The organism is Oribacterium sp. oral taxon 102, from assembly GCF_013394775.1.
Lineage (GTDB): Bacteria > Bacillota > Clostridia > Lachnospirales > Lachnospiraceae > Oribacterium.
The window spans coordinates 388,920-409,499 of sequence record NZ_JABXYT010000001.1; the positions used below are offsets into that span (position 1 = coordinate 388,920).

The following is a 20,580-nucleotide window of genomic DNA, read 5'->3' on the forward strand; positions in this document are numbered from 1 at the left end:
AATACCCTGCTATGAAAAACTGGGAGGTTACAGGCCAAACAGTTTTTTCATTTCAGTTTCCATCGTTCCGCTCTTCGCGAACTCTAAGGTATCACAAAGACGAATATTGTTTTTCTCTATATGTATTTCATCGCTGAATCCAAGAATATATCGCAGGCAAATGCGGTATATAATCTCTGTCGGAGCGCAGCCATATACCTGCTCGGCAAAGATATGATTCAGCCTTTCGGCGTCATCAGGATACAGTGCCTTCATGTGCTTGCTCTGATATAGCCTCGTAACGATCTCTGTTATATACATTCCCGACTTCATATAGAGATCAGCAAACGTCGCATTCGGATCATCAAAGCAACCGGGATTTTCCTGTTCGAGTCTGTCTACCATATCCTTCACAACCTTTTTCGGCGTAAATATCTGGTTAGTACGCTGCGGCGGAATGAAATCGAAGATGTCTCCCTTGTGATCCGGTTCAAAGTAATCCGCAAGCTCGACACGCTTTTTCATAAACTCTTGCACAGCGTCATTGAACACCACTTCGTCGAAAAGATGACCGTCAAAATGCTTTTTCTCGCCACTCTCGGTTGTATAGTTCCCTCCGTCACGCAGCATACGGAACTGGTCAAGCGTCACGCCCTGACCGTTCTGTGGATTGACTGTAACTTCCCAAAACACGTCCTCCGGCACAAGTGCGTCAAAGTTCGAAAGCGTCGTACCTTCGTCACCATAAGCCATAAGAAATGCTGGAATGGTACGAGAAAAGCCGCGCAAATGGTCACGGACACTTCCTTCGATAGAATCCTTCTGAGCATTCAGTTTCTCGGTTTCTACTGTTTCCACAATGGTTTCCGCAGCCTTTTTCACGGTCTCCTCGCTGTGGAGCTTTCTGCTTATGTTATCCACCATGTCACGATAGCCTTGGAGTCGTCTGGCAGCGTATTCCTCATCAATTTGCGAAATTTCTACCATAGTAGCACCAGACTGTTGCGCCTCGTGAATTCTATCATCGCGTTCTTTAACAAGCTGATGATCTCGAATCGTATAGTCACCGTACTCGCGGTTTACAACAGTGTCCGTGGTCTCTTGGATTTTACGTTCCAACTGGCTCTGCGTAGATTTTTTCAAATCACCACCATACTGTACTCGGGCAGAATCCATAAGGGTATCAGCAATCGGTTTTGAGAATTGCTCGCGGAGAGCTTTTAGCTCATCCTTCTTAGGATTCGGTGTTGTTTCCGCTTGCCTTTGAATTTCCTCAACCGCTGCTTCCAGCTGTTCCTCCACGTCCGCATAGACCTTATCGCCAAAAAGTTCGCTGGCAGTTCCGATAACCTGTTCCCTCGGAATTTCAACCTCGCCGTCTTCGTTCAGATTCAGACTGTCTGCCGTAGTCTCATCCACAGGAGCAGGGGCGAGTGCTTTCGGCTCCTCAATGACTTGCATATTGTTGATGATGTCTATAATTTCCTTCGGTGCAGCGAAAATGCCGCTGATATTGGCAAACAGGAAATTCGACATAAAGCCGCGCTCCACAACTTCTCGTGCATGGATATGGCGCGGAATAGTGAGTACCTTTTCAGCATCCAGCTCTATCATCAAACCTTCGTCATCCTCGCCATATACCGGAAAGAAGTTAAGAAGCTCCCTGACATGATTTTTACGACTGTCAAAGTCACCCTTGTCGCCGGATGTTTCAGGAATAAGGTCATTAGCAAATTGCTCAAAAATAGTCAAAGTGCGAGCAGGGTCAAAGTCAAACACATAGGCATTCTGTTTCCTGTACGAATTGCCCGCTGAATCGTGAAACAAGCACGGATTTTGGGCACGGAAAGCCGCCTGCATATAGAGTGCAGGACTTGCCATGTTGGAGAGCATAAGGACTGCCGTCCATTCGGGAATCGTCACGCCTGTAGTGAGCTGACCTACGGAAAGCGTGATGGTTTTATCGTATTCGGAGATGGCCTTTGTTACTCTATCAAAGGCCTTTTCATTCTCGTCATCATCGTCCAGTCTGCCGTCACCTGCGGCGAGAACAATCTCGTAATCTTTGAATACTGGATGAAGCTTTAACTTCTTTGCGAGAGCTTTCGCACTTGCCACACGGTTCAATATCCAGAATGTGTGCTTCAGTTCATTACGAAGCTCAGGAGTGGAGAACGGGAATTTCTCCTGTCTGGTCATAGCATCGAGGAACTTGTCCACATCCGCATCATGAATGAATTTTCCGGACTCGTTCGTCTTGAAAAACTCACTCAGGTCAAAGGCAAATTCCTCAATATCGTCATCCGCAAGTTCGATACCCTTTTTTACTCTGTCACGAACAATGTCGGACATCTGGTAGGTAAATAGGGAAAGGCGCGGCAAATTAGCGTAAGGATTCTCCGTCTCGCTTGACGCATCCCAATCTCGCTTCTTTTTCTGTTCGTCAGCGTAAGTCCAGTTGTAGATGGCACTCTCCGGGAACTTGTCATTCGCCAGAGCCTTAAACGGCGTGCCGGAAAGGTGCAGAGTCCACTTGCGGCGAATATGATTAAATGCAGTATCGGTTTTATAGGTATCCACGCCCTCGTGAGCTTCATCCACGATCAAGACATCCCAGGTCAGACCTTTTTCGGCACTAATTTCCGAGAGCTTATCATAGCGGCCACCGAAATAGATGGAGCCCTTTAAATCCTGCAGGCTGACAAATTCAATACAGCCTTTTGTGTTCTCATCGAGCTTTGCTATATACTCTTCACGGCTGTAGACGAATTTTCTGTCCTTGATTCCGTCCACATTGCTCACAAAGATATAGCCTGACTGTGGTCCGAAGAAGGTCTCATAATCCTGATACCAGGAATTTGCAATTGCCGGACGGTTCGTCACGATGAGGATGTTCTGCGCACCGAGCTTCATACATAGATCATAGGCAGAGAGCGTTTTGCCGAAGCGGGGCTTTGCATTCCACAAGAATTCAGCATTCTCCCGACCGGTAAAATAATCCGCCGTTCTCTGCACAGCTTCCGCCTGCTCATCGCGGAGCTTGTATGGAATTGCAGCATCGGCATCATCTTCCGACACTACACCATGATTTTGTGTAAAGTCGATAAAGTTCCCACGGGCAGTATTTGGCTCAATGAGGAACCACTCCGTCCCCGCCTCACGGGAGATTCCGAGCTTTTTCAGATAGGCATGAAAATCTTTATCTGTAAACGTTCCGTAAGGCTCCGTCATAAATGCTGCACGGAGCGCCCACCAGGTCTTATGTGCGACACCTACCGTGTGTGTCTGCTCGTTGATTCGGGTCTCCACATCACGCTCGGTAAAACCTATCTTTGTCCAGCCGTCATGCGCCGGTACTCCGGGAGTGGTATAGGCATAACACTGTGGAACGACCTTTGAGGCTGTTTTAATATTAATCGCTGCCATTACGCCATCTCCTTTACGTGTGTCTCAATAAACTCTATCTCTTCCTCGCTAAGCCCATACTTGCGATAAAGCTGCAAGTCAATTTCATGAATAGGCTTTGACCAGTCTATGTCAGAAGATACTGTGAAGTTCTGAATAGGAATTAATTTCCAAACTCCGCGATCATTATCTTGTGTTACCTTGAGTACATCCAATAAAGCACGAGCAAATTTTGATTTTACATACTTCATCACTGCCTCAGCTTCAAATTGACTCTCAAAGGCGCCAATGCCAATGAAGGTTTGTGTATATCCTATGCCTGGTTCCCCAATGACCAAAGGACTTAGAGACTCGCCAAAAACACCTGCACCGTTCGCTCTTGGACAGAGTGTTTTCCATCTTTTCAAATTTTCATGTGACATATCCACATATTTGGAAGAAATATATCTCCATGTCCTTTTATTTTTCAAAACGCCAAGAACTTGTATATCGTCATCACCAGTTCTGGATTCAGAAAACAGTCTGATTTTTTCAAACGCATTATTACGAAATCGACGATCTTTTCCATTTGAACCTATGATATCTCTATATTCAGGATGATCTTCATATAATTTTTCAAGATTGAACCTAACCTGTGTATAAATGATTGCGGAAAGGCTGGACTCCTCATCTTTTGCGCGACATTTTCTTACAATACCATTAAGTTCTGAGAAAGCGGTGAATGTACCTATTGCGCCAAAATCCTTCGTGGAATCGGAATAGGAAATAGCAATTCCACCTTTTATATCCGTATTAGAAAAAACCTTCGAGCTATCAGCTTCATACGACAAAATCTTGAAGTGGGGGTTGCTAAGCATCTTTTCATTCCATGCCTTTGGAGTACTTCCGGCATTGAAAAGGAACCGTGCAGGATGTATGAGTTCTACTTTCTCTGCCACACCATTCACGGCATCTATAAATTGGTTATATACGGGCTTTGCAAAATTGCCATTGTCACCCGAATTTTCAAAATCCTCGTTATAAGGCGGATTTCCAATCACATAATCAAAGAGTTTCTTTCCCATGACTCACATCTCCTTTATATCCATAAACTTCAGAGAGGCATTGCTTCTCCAGTTAAAAATCCTACACGGCACAGCTTCCGGCGTGTCATCATTCTCATCCTCAATGCCGAAAATATCAAAGAGCGACATCTGTTTGTATTCCTCATATGGCTTGCCGAGCGGAACGGTATCCTTCAGACCGTCCATCTGCCAAATGTTCCAAGCAATTTTATTTGCCATCTGCTGCAAAAGCTTTTCGTCCGGTAGCCGTTCCCAGCGTTCATCGTAGTAATCAAGGAATGTCAGCAGAAGATTGATTCGTGCAATCAACACATTATCTCCCTGATATTCATACCCATAAGATGCCTCGAAGGCACGAATCGCCCACTTCAGCCAGTCTTCATATGTATCGGTATTTTCATTGACGATTCTTAGTTTTCTGTCAAGCATTCCGATGCGCCGTATCGGTGGAACAATTAGCTCTCCTGTTGATACGTCATACCGGGAAACCAGATACGGAGCCTCGCCGCAAGTGATTTCAAGTCGGCGAGAATCCACATAGTGCTGCCACTTTTTCCGCTTTGGAAATTCAATCTTTCTCTCCGTAACTATCCATGTGTGATCCTCATTTTCCGTATTGAATATACCCGTGCGTCCGAACCAGTCCTCGTCGCAATGATTATTCATCCGATTGCACAGCCATGCCGGAGTGAACACTTCCGCTTTCTTACGAGTTCTCTGTGCCTGAGCCTCCAGCGACTTCTGTATCCGCGGTCGGATAATATCGGTTCGCCGTAGTAACGCATTCGCATCCATCTGTACCTTGTCGGTGAAACCTTCTCCATACTCCTCGTATGTGTCCGTCGCCCAGATGATATTCTTTTTTGTCGATTTATCTTGAAGCAGCAGGTCAAGCACGTTTGCGACCGGATAGCTGCTGATGTCTATCAGTTTCTCCACCAGAGGGAGTCCCTCCTTTCCAATTTCTTTTATAACCGTATCGAAGTCAGAGCGGTTATTCCTCGGTCATCGTTTTTGCTTTTATGTGATAACTGATATCACGCTCTGTGCAGAAGTCGATGACTTCCTCTGCACATTTATTATAAAAATGCCTGTGTTCCTTATAGTCAGAGACCGTCTTGTTGTAGTTTGTCCTGCCGAAAATAATTCTGTCCACAAAGCTGACCGCCTCAAGAATCTCGGTAAGGCTCTGGTCTATCAAGTTCGGCGTAGGGTACGGTTCAATGCTTACCCACGTCTTGCAACCTTCATCATGGAGAGCTTTCAATGCGGCGAGCCTGTCCGCATACGACGCTGCGCCAGGCTCTATTTTTTCACGGTAATCCTCATCAAGCGAAATCAGCGTGATTCCGTATTCATTCTCAGCGTACAGGTCTTTCAGTTCTATTGGCAAAAGTCCCTTTGTGAGAACACAGTATTTTATATTATCCGCATTCAATTTTCTAATTGCAGCAAGGCTCATCTGCTGTATTTCCGGGTATCCGTACATAAAAGGGTCGGTGGTAAAGCATAGCTGAACAGACTGTATCTTATCCCTTAATCTGGGTATTTCTTTGTCAAGCAGCTCCAGCGTGTTGGATACAAGAAACGGGCGGCACCACTCTTCATATGTTTTGACCTGACCAAAACATTTCTTTAACAAAAAGGCATAGCACGGATATTTACATCCGTGCGAACACCCGAGCACATGATTCATTGTATAATCCCCGTACTCGACACCGGTTTGGTAGAGCATGCTCTTCCTCTCTATGTATCCTGCCACTTTCATATCATTTCACCCACTTTACCGATACAGTTTGTCCATGACCTTCAGTCATAAACGCTGTCGGTTTTTTTGTCTTTTCAGAAAAAGCTGGTGTTCTATCTACTGCAAGACGACCTTCTTTTTCTAATGATTTTAGAACTTTGCCAATCTCTCCCGATTTACAGATTGCACCGTGCTTTACAAAGAATACAGCTTCAGCCTCAGTAAGTGATGTCCAAGAGTCACACTGCGAAAAATGATCAATAACCTGATCCCTTATCTGAGCCGCATCTATTATCTGATTATTCATGTCAGTCTCAAAAAGAGACATCTGTCCACCCGTCTGAATATCTTTTAATAGTTCCCAACGATTACAGATATTGTCTGCCATAAGTACACAACCATCAGGATGATTCGTTGCATGAATCATCCTATATTTTGGATGCTGATTCTGTTGAATACGAATCGGCATATTAAGGACATATGTATAGCTCTCGCTTAGTCTTTGGCAGTACTGTTCCGAAAAATATTCTTCAGCTTTATAGCCATCGATTTTGCCGCTGGCATATTGTTCTATAATTGATTTCCAATAATCGCCTCCAGCTATCTGATTCAGTGCTTCCACAGATTTGTCTGACGCCTCCAGCCGAGTAGGGTCATATTCGACAAGGTCATCAAAAAACGTATCATCCATTTTAAATTTTTGTCCCATAACTCGGCATCCCTCTCGGATGAATCCAAAAGAGTTCATATTGATTAGAAGTTCTATTGTGTTAAACTGTCCGTTTGCAAACGCATCAAACTTTGAGCAATCAAGAGCTTTAATTCCATATGGATCGATATAAAGAAATACATTGCATCCTGTTTTAGATTTTAATAAATCCTCGATTGTATCTTCATATGCGCCTGGGACAATTTTTACGCCCGGATAGTCGTGGAGATTAGTTTCCAAATCACTTGCATAGTTCAGGTCAATAAAGGCTGCGCCAATTCTGGCTTTGCCATCCAATTTTGTAGATGCCAGGCCTTGCTTAAAAATATCAAGCGCAATCAGCGGCGAGCCGGGATTACCGTCATCAAATTTGCCTTTTCCAGCAAAACAATCAACATACGCTAAAGGCTTGCGCGTGTATAGGATTTTTGCCACGTAAGGCTTCAGATAGCACCCCAAGAGTTCGTCTTTTACCTTTGACCACGGCTTCTTTTCTACGAAAAAATCATCATTCTTTTTTGCCACGTGCGTTTACCCCTAATTGTATCCTCTATCAGTTAAACGGAAGTGCCTCGTCAAAAGGAAATGAATCCTCATCCTCTTCAGTTTGCACCTCTGTATATGGTTTCAGCAGCTTCTCTTTAAACAACATTGTAGGCTGACCACAGAATTCACAGAATCTGGCATTGCCGAGATTCCTATGAATGTGATACTCTCCCTGATTGCCATATTCATCGCGATCAAAATCACCCTCGCACTCGTTGTACACATAAAACCCACAAATACGGCAATACCGCGCGCCGTCGGAGTATTGCTCATTGCCGCACTTTGGACATTTCACAAATTTGAGATTCTCATCAACCTCGTATCCATCGTTATAAATCATACGCTACCAGCACCTCCAACCGACTTCTTTCTATATCATCTGTCTCCTTCAAATATGACAGGATGGTTTCCTTTTCGTTTTTCATGATCTCGGCCGCCACAACAGTGTCAGTCAAAATATAGACATCATCATTGTCATCCGCAAAAGCGTGAGAATACAAGATGGCGGAATGCAAATCCATTGATACCCTTGATCTCGTTCCCCTCATCATAAATTTCGTAAATTCCCAATAATCATAGTCTATCCAATCATTTTCAAAGAGTAAGCCTCTATATGTCACCAATCGCTGATACCGCCTTTCAAAAGATGGATACCATTGGTTGGCATTGGTTTCTTGCCCGTCTTCCTTCGAAAAACAGTCCTCTATGTGATCAGCCTCGTTAATCAGAGGCGTACCGCGGATGCGGCAGTACGTCCCGCCGTCTGAAAAATCGTGGTTCAGGCATATGGGACATATGGTCAGTTTTGTATGTTTCAGACCATTGACTACGAATGGTTCCCCATATGGGTATCCGTGATGCTTTGTCCCCGGAATCTTTGTAAATTCGCTTCTTACTCTCATTCGTTCGAACATACTGCTGTACATCTCGGAACGTTCAATAAGCGATCCACAATAGGAACAATGCTGAGCACTCGGATCATCTACATATGAATAGCAATCCGGACATTTACGGCATACGGATACGTATCTTACCTTCCACGGTATTCCCCAAGTCCTGTAGATACTCCTGTAAATTGCCTCGTCCGTCTCTGTAATAAGAAACTTATAGAAATTCCTTATTACCTGTTTATCGTACTCACCTGCAGGAAGGTAGTCACTCTCAAATACTCTCTTATACTTTTTTTCAGCCGCCTTATCTGAAACACCAAAGAGAAGAGCTATCTCATCGACAGTGATCCCTTTAAAGTATTTCAGAATAGCCGTCGGCATCAGAAACTCTGCAGCAAAATAATGAGCTTCAACTTCCAGCACCCCATACTGTTTTGATGCCATTCCTCCTCGATTCAAGGCAGTCTCACTAAACTCGACCAAGTGACCGAGAATGATATGACCAATCTCATGCATAATAGTCCACGCTATCCGATCAGGACTGTTAACCGTGATATCGTCATATACGATATAGTACATACCGTTCCCGCGCATCCTGATAGTTCTGCCTTCTGCCTGTAGCTGACGTAGATGGAACGGATCCTCGGACTTCATCACCTTCTTGGCCTTTGACCATGGAAGACATACGACGTAGTCCTTCAGTTCATCGAGGACATCGTAAGGAGAAATTGGAAACCTGGTATAGCCGCATTCGAGCAGAAACTTATATGCTGTCTGTGTGACATAATCAAATCGCGGCTTATCAGGAATCTTTTTCTCTCTTTGCATACTCAATAAACATCTCCACTTGCTTATAAAGGTCGTCCAAATCCTCGTCTTTCAAGTCTGCATTTCTTGAAAGTCCGTCTGCAATCTTCTCAACGGTTTCCTGTTGCTTTTTAGTTTTTAAGCCCGGGAAAGCGCGTTCGACAGCAGTCATGTCATCGCCCGGAACGTATCCCGCAACCTTAAGTAGGTCTTCCTGCGGAATATTTAATGCTGATGCCAAGGAACAGAGCACCTTAAGTGAAGGCATTTTCCTTTCATTGGTCTCAATGCGTTGAACCTCTGTGTGACTGATTCCCGTTTTTGTAGCAAGCATATTTCGGCTCATGCCTAATTCAGTTCTTTTAGTTTTTATAAATTCGCCTAAGGTCATGATTTCACCTCCACTATTAGACCATACTTATTCTAACACAAGTTGAACCTAAAGACAAGTATAATCGAAATATTTTTACACCCAAAGGTTCAATTTGCTATTGACCCTTAATCCCAACACCTGTATAATCGTATTGAACTTTTAAGTTCATGTACCGACTGCTATTTGAACTTTTCTTGGCGGTTTAATTTTTACAGGAGATTGAACCTATAAGTTCTTATTCAACTCATATCAAGAACTTAATAATTAAATCAAAAAAAGGGGGGTGATCATCCATGAATCTAATAGGAAGGAGGTACAAAACCCTTGGACGACGAAAACATCAAGTGTCAGGGTAAGGATGGAAAACTCTTATTTGAGTGGAATCCCACCCTGAACACAATCGGTATCGTTCGCAAAGATATGTTCTACCGGGTAAAGCTTCTTAGCGACAAAATCCAAAGTTCATATCAGATTATCGAAGAACATCCTAAGAAAAAGGATGCCATCAATCCCAACAACAAGTAAATAACAGCGAATCCTCAGAGCTGCTCGATGGCCAGAAGGATGCGAGGAGACATTTTCTCTAAGCATCATTCTGGCCATTTTGCGTTTCTGGGATGACGCAAATCGGCTTCTGAGGTTTCAGACATTCGGAAATCGAAAGGAGCCGACAAATGAAAAACAACGACAATGTAAAGAGCATCTTTGACAAGCAGACCAAGACATGGTTCGAGGTCACCCCGGAACAGTATCAGGAGTTTGACCGCTGGCGCACCCGCACCAGAAAGCGTATGCAGAATCACGGTCGCTGCACCTGTCCGAGAAGCAAATGGTGGCTGTGTGACGGCATGTGCGACGACTGCGAATTTAAAGCCGCTGGAGACATCCTCTCCCTCGATAAACCGGTCGCAAACGAGGACGGCGATGAGACTACTCTGGCAGACACTCTCGTAGATCCCTCTCCGCTTATAGAGGATGTCATCTGCGATAAAGCTGAGCTTGACCAGTTGTTTGAGCGTCTGAACGAGATCATGCCGGAAGCCGCTGAGATTGGAAGACTTCGCCTTAAGAAGCTTACTGATGAAGCTATCGCCGAGATCATCGGTATCAAGCGCACAACCTTTCGTTCCCGTCTTGATAAGGCTGCAGAAAAGCTCGCTAAGGAATTTCCTGATCGCCTCAAGTAATTATCTTATCTGTACCTGCTCCGGCTGCCTTCGTGGTGGCCGGAGATTTTTTCAAAAAAAATTACCTTCTCCTTCGTCAAATCGCCTCCCTCACCTCCATTGGGAAGTGTAAGGAGCACAAAACGACAAGCTCCGGACAGGAGGTAAAAGCGATGAACAAGACACGTAACAGAAGTCCTGCGGATCAGGAAGCCATCGAGGTGCTGATAGCAATCAGCCATGTATCCGCAAGGCTGGCAGGGAAGCTTGCAGCCCTGTCCGCACAAAGACAATCCGAGGAAGGAGGAAAAACAAATGAGCAAGATGAGCGATATGGCACAGACCATCGAAGAGCTCCGCAGTGCTGCTGCCGTTATTAAGGACGCGGCGGACTGGCTGGCACAGCAGTTTAGCTCCGATGCCGATGATCTTCCGACAGAAATCATCGATGAAAAGCCGGAGCTGACAATGGAGGACGTCCGGGCGGTGCTGGCAGAGAAATTCCGCAAGGGATACACGGCTAAGATCCGCGAGCTTCTCCAGAAGTACGGCGCATCAAAGCTGTCCGGGGTCGATCCGGCAAATTATCAGGCACTGCTTGAGGATGTGGAGGGACTTGGCGATGGCAAATAAACACGCATTACTCTCTGCATCCTCCGCAGACAGGTGGCTGCACTGCCCACCGTCCGCAAGGCTCTGCGAAAGCTACGAGGACAAAGGCAGTGACTATGCCGCCGAAGGCACGGATGCACACGCCCTTTGCGAGTACAAGCTGAAGTCGGCTCTGGGCATCGAAGCGGAGGATCCTACCGAAGGTCTCAGCTGGTTCAACCAGGAGATGGAGGACTGCGCTACCGGCTATGCCGATTTCGTATTGGAGCAGGTCGAGACGGCAAAGGAAGTCTGCAGCGATCCCGTAGTCCTGATCGAGCAGCGTGTGGATTTCTCCCGCTGGGTGGAACAGGGATTCGGCACCGCCGACTGCATTATCATCGCGGACGGCACGCTCCAGATTGTCGATTTCAAGTACGGCCTCGGTGTGCTGGTCAGTGCGGAGGAAAATCCGCAGATGATGTGCTACGGCCTCGGTGCTTTGGAGATCTTCGATTGTCTCTATGAGATTGATACCGTCCGTATGACCATCTACCAGCCGCGCCGGGATAACCTCTTCACCTACGAGCTTTCCAAGGACGAGCTGCTCCGCTGGGCGGATGAGACCTTAAAGCCCGCTGCCGATCTGGCATTCGCCGGTGACGGTAACTTCCTCTGCGGCGAGTGGTGCGGCTTCTGCAAGGCGAAGAATTCCTGCCGAGCCAGGGCTGCCGCCAATCTGGAGCTTGCAAAGTATGACTTCAAGCTGCCGCCTCTTCTGACAGATGAGGATGTGGAGGACATTCTCGGTAGGGTGGACAACCTCGTGGCATGGGCATCCGACATCAAAGAATATGCCCTGCAGCAGGCAATCAGCGGTAAGGTCTGGACAGGCTTCAAGCTGGTCGAAGGCCGCTCCAACAGAAAGTACGTAAACGATGCTGCCGTGGCAGAGGCAGTCACGAAGGCTGGCTTTGATCCCTACGAGCAGAAGCTCCTCGGCATTACTGCCATGCAGAAGCTCCTCGGAAAAGCCCGCTTTGAAGAAGTCCTTGCAGGACTGATTGAAAAGCCGCAGGGCAAGCCGACTCTCGTCCCGGAAAGCGACAAGAGATCAGCCATGAACAACGCAAAATCAGATTTCAGTGAAAACGAAGGAGGACAAGATTATGTCTAAGAACAACACAGTAAAAAATCCCATGAAGGTCATCACCGGCCCGGATACCCGTTGGAGCTATGCCAACGTCTGGGAGCCGAAGTCCATCAACGGCGGCGCACCGAAGTTCAGCGTGAGCCTGATCATTCCGAAGTCCGACACCAAGACCATCGCCAAGATCAAGGCGGCCATCGAGGCAGCCTACGCCGAGGGCGAGTCCAAGCTCAAGGGAAGCTCCAAGAGCGTACCGGCACTTTCGGCCATCAAGACGCCTCTCCGTGACGGCGATAAGGAGCGTCCGGACGATCTGGCCTATGCAGGCAGCTACTTCATCAACGCTAACTCCGCTACGGCTCCGGGCATCGTGGATGCGGATCTTAACCCGATCCTCCACATAGATCACGCCGCCCTGGGCGAAGGATTTTTCCAAGCGGCAAAGGTCGGGGTGCTTCTTGCTGAACACTGCCAGCCGCTTCCGCAGTCCGGCATTGCAGGTCTGGATGTGGGCGGTCTGTCTTTAGAATAAAAAAGCACAGAGCTCCAACCCGCTCTCTATAAAAAGAATGAGCTGAAGCTCTATGTAAGAGGCAAAAAATCTGATTTCTGTTCAAACCCCATCAAAATCGGACAGCTCCGTCAGAAATTCGGGCACGAAAAAAGCCCGGGAAAGCTTGATCTTTCCGGGCTTTGTAAGCATTTTCGTAAGAGAAATTATCTCTTGGAGAACTGCGGAGCGCGACGTGCTGCCTTGAGACCGTACTGAACAGATATCTAACTCTGAAACCCTTGATATTACTGTGTTTCGAGCGATGGCCGATTTTTTTGTCTCAGCCATTAACTACTTCTTTTTTCTCGTCACTGCCCAGTCTTTGCCCCGGACTCTGATTTAACAGGCTTTTTCAATGCGCTGTTAACTACTGATGAAAGCTCTTCAGGCTTATTATACTTTGCCTTGGCGTAGATGTCCATGGTAACCTTGCTGTTCTCGTGACCAGCCAGATACTGCACTGTTTTCGGATCTATTCCGGCATAAATCAGGTTGGTAATATATGTGTGGCGTAGCTGATGAGGCGTCACCGTAAAGTCCAGGGAGTACACTATGTTCTCCCGGTTTACGCATTTCTGGCCAGGCTCAGGCTTAAACTTCTTCTTGATGGCCTGCCCGTTCACGTATTTATACAGCGTTCGCTCCTTTGTGCTGCGGACCTTAATATAGTTCCAGATCCGGACAAACTGAGAGTATGAAAGCGGCTGTCCGCGCCTGTCTGCAATCACATACTCAGAAATCGATTTTTCTTTTTCTTTTCTCAGGCAGTCAGCCAGATTCTCCGGAATCGGCACATCTCTTTTGGCTGCTGGAGTCTTCAAATCCGTTGAAACAACAGGCCTGTTCTTTTCAGAATGCCATGCCCTTCGGACTGAAATATACGGAGTATTTCCTTCAAGATGGACACAATCCCATTGCAGCGCCAGTATCTCTTCCCGACGCAGCCCGGAATAGAGACCAATCATCACAAATACATAAGGCGGCAGATCTTTGATCGTATCCAGCAGCTGCTCGGCTTGCGCGTCGGTCAGAGCTTCTTTTTCTTTCTTCGGAATGCCTCCCTTGGCGTTGAGATTCTTGGCAGGATTGTCCTTGATCAGGTTGCTGTATTCGGCAGAGTAGAAAATGCTCTTAAAAAGCATATTGACCTTGTTGTACACATCCTCGGATCTCTTTGATACCGGTACCATTGCGAGCTTGATGTCATCGGCCGTCACCTCAGACAGATACATCTCCCCGAGGGGTGCAATGATGTATTTTCTGACGGTCAATGTATAACCCCTGAGTGTGCTGGGCCTTACATGTGCTGCCTGCATTTCTAGCCATCTCTCACAATACTCGCTTACGGTAGGATTCGCCTTCCGAAATATCATATCTTCGATTTCTTTTCGAGCCTGAAGGATCTTTCCGGCCAGTTCCTCTTCATTTTTTCCATAAATAGCAATTCTTTTCCCGTCAGAGTCATAGATAAACGCCCTGAGATAAAGATAATTCCCACGCTTCACCTTTGTAAATGCCGGAAGTGGTGTGGGATCAGCTTTCTTTTTTGCCATATGTCTTTCCTCCTTAGCCTATGGTGATGCTATTTTCTCAAAAGAGAAAAACCAAATCCAGGATGTCACCCTTATGTATAGAAAAAGGACGAGGATCACTCCCCGTCCTGATCTTTCTGTTTTATGTCTGTTGGCTTCTTCCACTGATCAAAGGCTACTGTCAGCGCCTTGGCCAGTTCCTCTGGCTTGTTGTATTTCACCTTTGCGTAGATATCCATTGTGATCTTGCTCTTTTCGTGACCGGCGAGATACTGGACCGTTTTAGGATCCACACCGGCGGCAATCAGGTTAGTGATATAGGTGTGACGCAACTGATGCGGCGTCACCTCAAAATCCAGAACATACTGAACCTTCCCGTTATTCCTGGCCATTTCACCAAGCTGGGGGTAAAGCATATATTTCACATACTTTCCACCCACTTTTTTCTTGGCCTTCCTGGGCTTGGCTGTCCGGACAACGATGAACCGCCACAAGCTTCTGAACTCCGTATAAGTCAGAGGGCCTCCTTCTTTGTTGGCGACAACATACTCTGATGTCGATTTTTCTTTTGCCTCCCTCAGACAGTCCGCCAAACCTTTTGGTATAGCGATATCCCTTCTGGCTGCGGGAGTCTTAAGCTCTGTCATGATAACAGGACGGTTGCTTTCGGTATGCCATGCCCTGCGAACTTTAATATAAGGAGCATCCGTATCCAGAATCACACAATCCCATTGCAGCGCCAGTATCTCTTCCCGACGAAGCCCTGCATACAAGCCCAACATGACAAACACATAGGGCGGCAGATCGCGGATTGTCTTCAGCAGGAGCGCAACCTGCTCATCTGTCAGAGACTCCCGGTCCTTCTGCGGGATCCCGCCACCCTTTTGTGAGAGGAACCTCGTAGGATTATAGGTGATGATCTTGCTGTCTTCGGCAGAGTTAAAAATGCATTTAAGCAAGATGTTCACCGACTTAAATACTGAAGCGGATTTTTGTGAAACAGGAACCAGCGCCAGCTTTATATCATCAGCGGTGACATCTGTCATTCTCATATGGCCAAGCGGTTTTATGATATGTAGATTCACTTTGGATGTATAATCGATCAGTGTGGTTGATCTTACATTTGCTGACTGCATCAGCAGCCATTTTTCACAATATTCTTTCACAGTGGGGGAACGAAGGCTGAACAGGTCATCTTCTGTTCGGTGTTCCGCCTCTTCATATTTCTGGCAAAGCTCATCAATGGTTTTTCCGTAAACGATGATCAGCTTCTTGTCAGCATTCATAGCGTAAGCTTTAAAATACTGATGCCCATTGATCGTCACAGTATTGTAGTTGAAGTAGGGAACTCTCTTCTTGGGCATATCTATAACCTCCTTGTCTGGCTGATTGTGGCTACATTTTCTCAAGACTCCAAACCTTATATCAAGGATGTCACCTTCGTGCCGGAACTCTCGGAGTTCTGAAGGTCATGCCTGTATTGACTTCCCTTGGCTTTGCTCTGTGCGTTGACCGGGCTATGAATTCCTGAAGGCTTTGTTCCGTAAAGTAAACGCAGCCGTTCTCGACATATTGAACGAAGGAAACCTGGCCGTTTGTCCTCGCAGCATCCAGCGTGTCAATGCTAATGCCGAGGAGTTTCGCCGCCTCCTTCCTCGTAAGCAGTTTTTCCATTATGATTGGCACCTCCATTTGTTTATGTATCCGGGGGATGCTGCTTTTGCATCCCCCTTCAGAAAGGAGAGAAAGGAAAGAAAACAATTATGGAGCATCGACACACTCCGGAATCGGCATACCTAGGCTTTCCATCGCCGCGTCTTCAACCGCCGACATCTGATCTTTACTGATCTTCCCGAGATACTTCAGGATCCTCAGCTTATCTATCGCATGGATCTGTTCTAAGCAGACCATTGACTCTGTGCTCAAGCCTCTCACATTATTCAGAAGAACATGTGTTTGTTGTTCTGTTTTCTTCAGTTGTGAAGTGATCGGAGCAATGGTAATCAGCGTACTGAAAAAGTTGCCGATATCGTTGGAGAGGACTAAAACCGGACGGACGCCCCCTTGTTCCGACCCTTTGAAGGGATTCAGGTTTGCTAGGTAAATATCGCCGCGATGGTAGATCCAGTTCTTCACGGTTCCGGGCTGGCGATAAGGCTTTTCTCTATACGCATATCTCATCTGGATCTTCCTCCTCAGAACTTCATCGGCAGCGCAGCCTTTTTACTGGCCCCGTTGTAGATCAGCAGCACCTGGTACAGATACTTCTTATAGCCGGGCAGGTTGTCGCCCATCGCTTTCCCATCGCGATAGATCTTCAGGGGATCTACGGAACGGAAGCGCTTTACAGCGCGTTTCGGATCGAACTCTCCGCGATAGAGATCCACGAACCTGCAGACGCCGGTTACGGTCTCAGCTCTCAGAGAATCCGGATCACCATCCCAACCGTCCAGGATCATCTTCATGGCCATCTGATACTTTTCGAGTCCGAGCTTTCGGAACTCAGTAAGGGCGGCAGCGATGCAGGCAATACGCTTTCTGCCTTTATGCTGGCCATAATCGACCTTAAGCCCGATCTCTTCATTGGCTTTCAAGAAATTTACCGCTTCCGGATCTCCGGCAAAAACCATAGCTCTCAATTTCATTCCAATGCTGGGCGGGACTCCGAAGCCGGTTTGGTTCGCAAAGAGCTTTGCTTCTTCCTGCTCTGTGAGATCCGAATACACCTTGCATCGGATCGGAAGCTCCGCGCCGCTGTTGTGATCTACTCTGGCGGCTACAATGTGCTGACCGTCGAATACGACGTAGTGGCCGTCCCGCAGGCTGACCTTCGGTTCATTAGCAATTCTCTCGTCAAAGGAATGTGAGATCCGTTTGACTCTCTCAGGATTCAGGCCCCTCTGGTATGTATTGCGAGGAATCTCCAGAAGAGCGCTGCTGACCATCTGTTCCTTATATGGTCTGATAATTGTTTCAGGCATTTCATGTTCCTCCTTGTCTGATATGTACGGGACAGGCCCTTGCCTGTCCCACTCAAAACGTCCTCAAGCTGGGGACGATTATTTCATTTATGATCTTTCCGTATTTGTCCTCGACACCCCCGGAAACACAGGCGCTTTGCCTGCCTGGGAAATCTATCAGGCGTCCGGCAGCTTACCGGATCCATGGGCCGTTTTACCCCTCCGTGGTTCTCACCGAGCCGTCCTTCGACGGAAGTCTCATTATGCTGTGATGGATCTTCGCCGTAATCCGGGAGCTGTCCGGTTCTTACAGGCCAGTTGCCGCTCTGGTCTTTCGACCGTCCTCGCGTTGGCTGCTGATGTGGCTCTTCATCACAGGTTCGTACCTGATGAATGTCTATTCAGTTGTCAAGGTGCTTCGTTTTCTTTTTCGTGTAACAACTCGGTTGTTACGAGTCATATTTTAGAGGAGAAAAAGCTGTTTGCCGTGGGCCTGGCAGGGCTATTGAGTAGCCCTCGTAGGGCCATTTTTCACTTTAGAGGCCCTGAGTTATCATCGTCAGTTGAGTGATTATCGAAAGGAGCTGTGTTCTAGTAAACTCTTTGTCGATGCTTTTCCCCATCAGCAGATAATCGGTGCTGACCTGAAGCGCTACAGACAGCAACGGAAGCAGATCAATGGAGCAGGCAGTAACGCCACGCTCAATCCTGCTGATGTGCTGTTTTTCAACACCGACCATCTCTGCCAGTTCTTCCTGAGTCATCTCCTTCTGTTTTCTGCATTCCTGGAGCCGCCTGCCGAATTCCACCGGGTTATAGTACATATCTTTGTCCTTTCCGCCTGCTGCGGAGAGCAGAAGATACATTGCCAGGATCCGGACCGCCCTTAGCTGCCTGAAAAGGGTGCACTAAAGAAAGGGTACCGATGCCAATTTTTGAAAATGATCTTTCAAAACCGCTGGCATATGTATCCTCAGCCCTTAATGCATGTCAGGCTTTCGATATTTTGTTTGTGTGTATTTGCCGGGGAACTTGGAGAAAAGAAAATGAGGCCCCCGGCAGGAAGGAGTCCCAATCAAAAGATATGGTTATCCCTTCCGTGCCGGAGGCCTCTCAAGTAGTGTCTGGCTTAACCTTCCGGTTTATATATCTCGGTATTGACCTGGAGAAGGACTTATGCAGTCTGTTTCATCTCAGCCTTTCCGTCGGATGCCGCTTAATTGTATGTTCAGAAACGCAGTTCAGATTTTTACTGTTTCCTGTCCTTTCGGGGCGTAAACATCGATCCGGTTGTGGCGACGCCCCATCACCTTACGAACCGATACTGCAAGACAGCGCTTGCATTCAACCTTGATCATGCCTTCTGCATTTTTGAATCCAATCAGCTGGGTACCGCAATTTGGGCAGTACCAGGAGAATGGATACCAGGTATCCTTGCATTCATCCACTTCTGATCCTCTCTTTCTCTGATGTCAGATGCCTACCGCAAGACGGTCTAAATTCTTATTGTCGCTGCGGCTCTGCGTTTTCAGAATGAGCGGTATCAGAACGGTTTGCCTATGTTCCATGCTCTGTGTGACATTTCCACATTTCTCGCATTCCATCCACCCGTCCGTCTCTTCCAGATACAGACCGCGGTTCACTGTGCCACATATCGGACAGCGTAAGTCGTATGACTTCATGGGTCAACCCCTCCCTTCGGATTGCCTGAATATCAGGCAGATTGAACGTCGCAGCTTAAAGCGCCTTGATAACATGCTGTGCAATTCCCTGGACAGTGAGTTCCTTCACCAGGATCTGTTTGTTGGGATACCTTTCCTGGTTCTGATACAGCAGGATCACGGAGTGGGAATCCGGATCAAGTCCGCCGTATTTCTTCAGTGTATTGGAGCCTGTTTCGTCCAGTGCAACAACGATGTCACCTATCATTGCTTCCGGCTGCTTTCTGATAACGACCAGATCCCCGTCTTCAATGCCCGCATCCACCATGGAATCGCCTGTCGCCTTCAGAATGTAGAATTCACCTTTCCCGAAAAGGGACACGGGAAGGCTTACATACTCCTGAATGTTCTCTTCTTCCTCTTCCGGGGTTCCGCAGGGGATAGCCCCTACGACCGGTGCCGGAACAGTGCTTTCCGAGAACTTGCTGATCATCCGCGTTGTGATGGTTCGAGACGCACCATCGTAACGCAGCATACCGAGATCATTCATGGCAACCAGGTAGCGATAGGAGGTTGTCTTGGCAATCCCGACACCCTTGGCGATCTCATTCACCGAAGGGGCAGTATGCCTCTCGCTATAGTACTGATCAACGTACGCGCTGATTTCATTCATCAGCTGCTGGCTTTTGGATCTCATGGCGGTATTCCTTTCATCGAGCCTATCGAGAACGGTTTGTTCCAGATAAGGCTATTATACTCAGGATTCCGAAGATTGCAATAGGTTCAGAGGCAGTTTTTGCTCCAGATACGTGCGTTGACGGTTGCAGGCGTCAACGCAAAAAGAGACCTTGGAATATAATGCACCAAAGCCTCTTATGCTACATTACTCTCTTTATTTTGCTCGTCTTGATAATCTGGAATTTATAACTCTATCAGTCCTTCTGAAAGGATCATTTCGAGGACTCTCGCCTCTCGTTCTAACATTACCGGATCCTTCGGTCCGTGGTCTTTGGTTCGGTTGCAGAGTATGGCTGTTTCAGGCATAACATATTCCAGAGTAAACGACTCGTCTGATTCGTAGTCATCCAGTTTCTGTGGCCTGATACCCTCTTCCGTGTCGCACAAGTAATAATAATTGTCTTGCATGAAATACTCGTCATCTTTCACCGTGCTCTTCTGGATCCGGTGGACATACCCATATTCGCTTATAGAATCTGGGATCACGATTAAGCCTGCTTCCTCGGCTGTCTCCCTGATCAGCGCATCAACGGTACTTTCCCCGGGTTCGATTCCCCCGCCTGGGAATTTGTAGTAGTCATACTTCAGACTGTGGATCATGGCGATCTTACCGCTTCTGATAATGATACTTCTGGCAGAATCCCGTGCAAAAAAATGTGTACATCCACCATAATCCTTTTTATCCATTTCAAACAGTAGTCTCATTTAC

The 20,580-nt window shown here is 47.0% G+C and carries 22 protein-coding genes; 5 read left to right on the forward strand and 17 right to left on the reverse strand.

Annotated features, from left to right (window positions below; genetic code table 11):
• Positions 1-27: 27 nt before the first annotated feature.
• Genes HW273_RS01705 through HW273_RS01740 form a run of 8 tightly spaced genes read right to left on the reverse strand, consistent with a single transcriptional unit; the run spans position 28 to position 9,538 of the window.
• A complete protein-coding gene (locus HW273_RS01705; RefSeq protein WP_179010126.1) occupies positions 28-3,405 on the reverse strand; it encodes a DEAD/DEAH box helicase family protein in 3,378 nt (1,125 codons plus the stop codon).
• A complete protein-coding gene (locus HW273_RS01710) occupies positions 3,405-4,448 on the reverse strand; it encodes an Eco57I restriction-modification methylase domain-containing protein (protein WP_179010129.1) in 1,044 nt (347 codons plus the stop codon). The genes HW273_RS01705 and HW273_RS01710 overlap by 1 nt, the downstream gene beginning before the upstream one ends.
• A gap of 3 nt (positions 4,449-4,451) precedes the next feature.
• Positions 4,452-5,387, reverse strand: a complete 936-nt coding sequence (locus tag HW273_RS01715; protein WP_179010131.1) for a restriction endonuclease subunit M — start codon at positions 5,385-5,387, stop codon at positions 4,452-4,454.
• A gap of 55 nt (positions 5,388-5,442) precedes the next feature.
• The gene (locus tag HW273_RS01720; protein ID WP_179010132.1) at positions 5,443-6,216 is read right to left on the reverse strand and encodes a radical SAM protein; all 774 of its coding nucleotides are present in this window, start codon (positions 6,214-6,216) and stop codon (positions 5,443-5,445) included.
• A 1-nt stretch (position 6,217) separates the two neighbouring features.
• Positions 6,218-7,429 (reverse strand): three-Cys-motif partner protein TcmP, encoded by a 1,212-nt coding sequence (gene tcmP, locus HW273_RS01725; RefSeq protein ID WP_179010134.1) that lies wholly within the window; start codon positions 7,427-7,429, stop codon positions 6,218-6,220.
• Positions 7,430-7,457: 28 nt separating this feature from the next.
• Complete coding sequence (locus HW273_RS01730) at positions 7,458-7,790, reverse strand: hypothetical protein (RefSeq protein WP_179010136.1); 333 nt, start codon at positions 7,788-7,790, stop codon at positions 7,458-7,460.
• Complete coding sequence (locus HW273_RS01735) at positions 7,780-9,168, reverse strand: ImmA/IrrE family metallo-endopeptidase (protein ID WP_179010138.1); 1,389 nt, start codon at positions 9,166-9,168, stop codon at positions 7,780-7,782. Before HW273_RS01735 ends, HW273_RS01730 begins: the two co-directional genes overlap by 11 nt.
• Entirely contained in the window at positions 9,143-9,538 is a 396-nt protein-coding gene (locus HW273_RS01740) for a helix-turn-helix domain-containing protein (RefSeq protein WP_179010140.1), read from the reverse strand. Before HW273_RS01740 ends, HW273_RS01735 begins: the two co-directional genes overlap by 26 nt.
• A gap of 306 nt (positions 9,539-9,844) precedes the next feature.
• On the opposite strand from HW273_RS01740, the gene HW273_RS01745 reads away from it, so the two are divergent.
• The 5 genes from HW273_RS01745 (at position 9,845) to HW273_RS01765 (ending at position 12,959) form a co-directional block, all read left to right on the forward strand.
• Complete coding sequence (locus tag HW273_RS01745; protein ID WP_179010142.1) at positions 9,845-10,045, forward strand: hypothetical protein; 201 nt, start codon at positions 9,845-9,847, stop codon at positions 10,043-10,045.
• Between the two features lie 149 nt (positions 10,046-10,194).
• On the forward strand, positions 10,195-10,707 hold the full coding sequence (locus HW273_RS01750; protein WP_179010145.1) for a bacterio-opsin activator: 513 nt from the start codon (positions 10,195-10,197) through the stop codon (positions 10,705-10,707).
• A 294-nt stretch (positions 10,708-11,001) separates the two neighbouring features.
• On the forward strand, positions 11,002-11,319 hold the full coding sequence (locus HW273_RS01755) for a DNA ligase (protein WP_179010147.1): 318 nt from the start codon (positions 11,002-11,004) through the stop codon (positions 11,317-11,319).
• Positions 11,309-12,454 carry a DUF2800 domain-containing protein gene (locus tag HW273_RS01760; protein WP_179010149.1) on the forward strand — a complete coding sequence of 382 codons (1,146 nt, stop codon included), beginning with the start codon at positions 11,309-11,311 and terminating at the stop codon, positions 12,452-12,454. The genes HW273_RS01755 and HW273_RS01760 overlap by 11 nt, the downstream gene beginning before the upstream one ends.
• Positions 12,447-12,959: an ssDNA-binding protein gene (locus tag HW273_RS01765; RefSeq protein ID WP_179010151.1), complete on the forward strand. Its 513-nt coding sequence runs from the start codon at positions 12,447-12,449 to the stop codon at positions 12,957-12,959. The genes HW273_RS01760 and HW273_RS01765 overlap by 8 nt, the downstream gene beginning before the upstream one ends.
• Before the next feature lie 329 nt (positions 12,960-13,288).
• Here the strand turns inward: HW273_RS01765 and HW273_RS01770 are convergent, their stop codons facing one another.
• The 9 genes from HW273_RS01770 to HW273_RS01810 form a co-directional block, all read right to left on the reverse strand.
• The gene (locus HW273_RS01770; RefSeq protein ID WP_179010153.1) at positions 13,289-14,533 is read right to left on the reverse strand and encodes a tyrosine-type recombinase/integrase; all 1,245 of its coding nucleotides are present in this window, start codon (positions 14,531-14,533) and stop codon (positions 13,289-13,291) included.
• A gap of 95 nt (positions 14,534-14,628) precedes the next feature.
• Entirely contained in the window at positions 14,629-15,876 is a 1,248-nt protein-coding gene (locus tag HW273_RS01775) for a tyrosine-type recombinase/integrase (RefSeq protein WP_179010155.1), read from the reverse strand.
• A 70-nt stretch (positions 15,877-15,946) separates the two neighbouring features.
• The gene (locus HW273_RS01780) at positions 15,947-16,186 is read right to left on the reverse strand and encodes a helix-turn-helix domain-containing protein (protein WP_179010157.1); all 240 of its coding nucleotides are present in this window, start codon (positions 16,184-16,186) and stop codon (positions 15,947-15,949) included.
• Positions 16,187-16,273: 87 nt separating this feature from the next.
• Positions 16,274-16,693: a type II toxin-antitoxin system PemK/MazF family toxin gene (locus HW273_RS01785; protein WP_179010159.1), complete on the reverse strand. Its 420-nt coding sequence runs from the start codon at positions 16,691-16,693 to the stop codon at positions 16,274-16,276.
• Between the two features lie 14 nt (positions 16,694-16,707).
• A complete protein-coding gene (locus tag HW273_RS01790; protein WP_179010161.1) occupies positions 16,708-17,493 on the reverse strand; it encodes a DUF6551 family protein in 786 nt (261 codons plus the stop codon).
• A gap of 515 nt (positions 17,494-18,008) precedes the next feature.
• Positions 18,009-18,296 carry a helix-turn-helix domain-containing protein gene (locus HW273_RS01795; protein ID WP_179010163.1) on the reverse strand — a complete coding sequence of 96 codons (288 nt, stop codon included), beginning with the start codon at positions 18,294-18,296 and terminating at the stop codon, positions 18,009-18,011.
• Between the two features lie 417 nt (positions 18,297-18,713).
• The gene (locus tag HW273_RS01800) at positions 18,714-18,920 is read right to left on the reverse strand and encodes a hypothetical protein (protein WP_179010165.1); all 207 of its coding nucleotides are present in this window, start codon (positions 18,918-18,920) and stop codon (positions 18,714-18,716) included.
• Between the two features lie 289 nt (positions 18,921-19,209).
• A complete protein-coding gene (locus HW273_RS01805) occupies positions 19,210-19,830 on the reverse strand; it encodes a LexA family protein (protein ID WP_179010167.1) in 621 nt (206 codons plus the stop codon).
• Positions 19,831-20,054: 224 nt separating this feature from the next.
• Complete coding sequence (locus HW273_RS01810) at positions 20,055-20,576, reverse strand: NUDIX hydrolase (protein WP_179010169.1); 522 nt, start codon at positions 20,574-20,576, stop codon at positions 20,055-20,057.
• Positions 20,577-20,580: the final 4 nt, after the last annotated feature.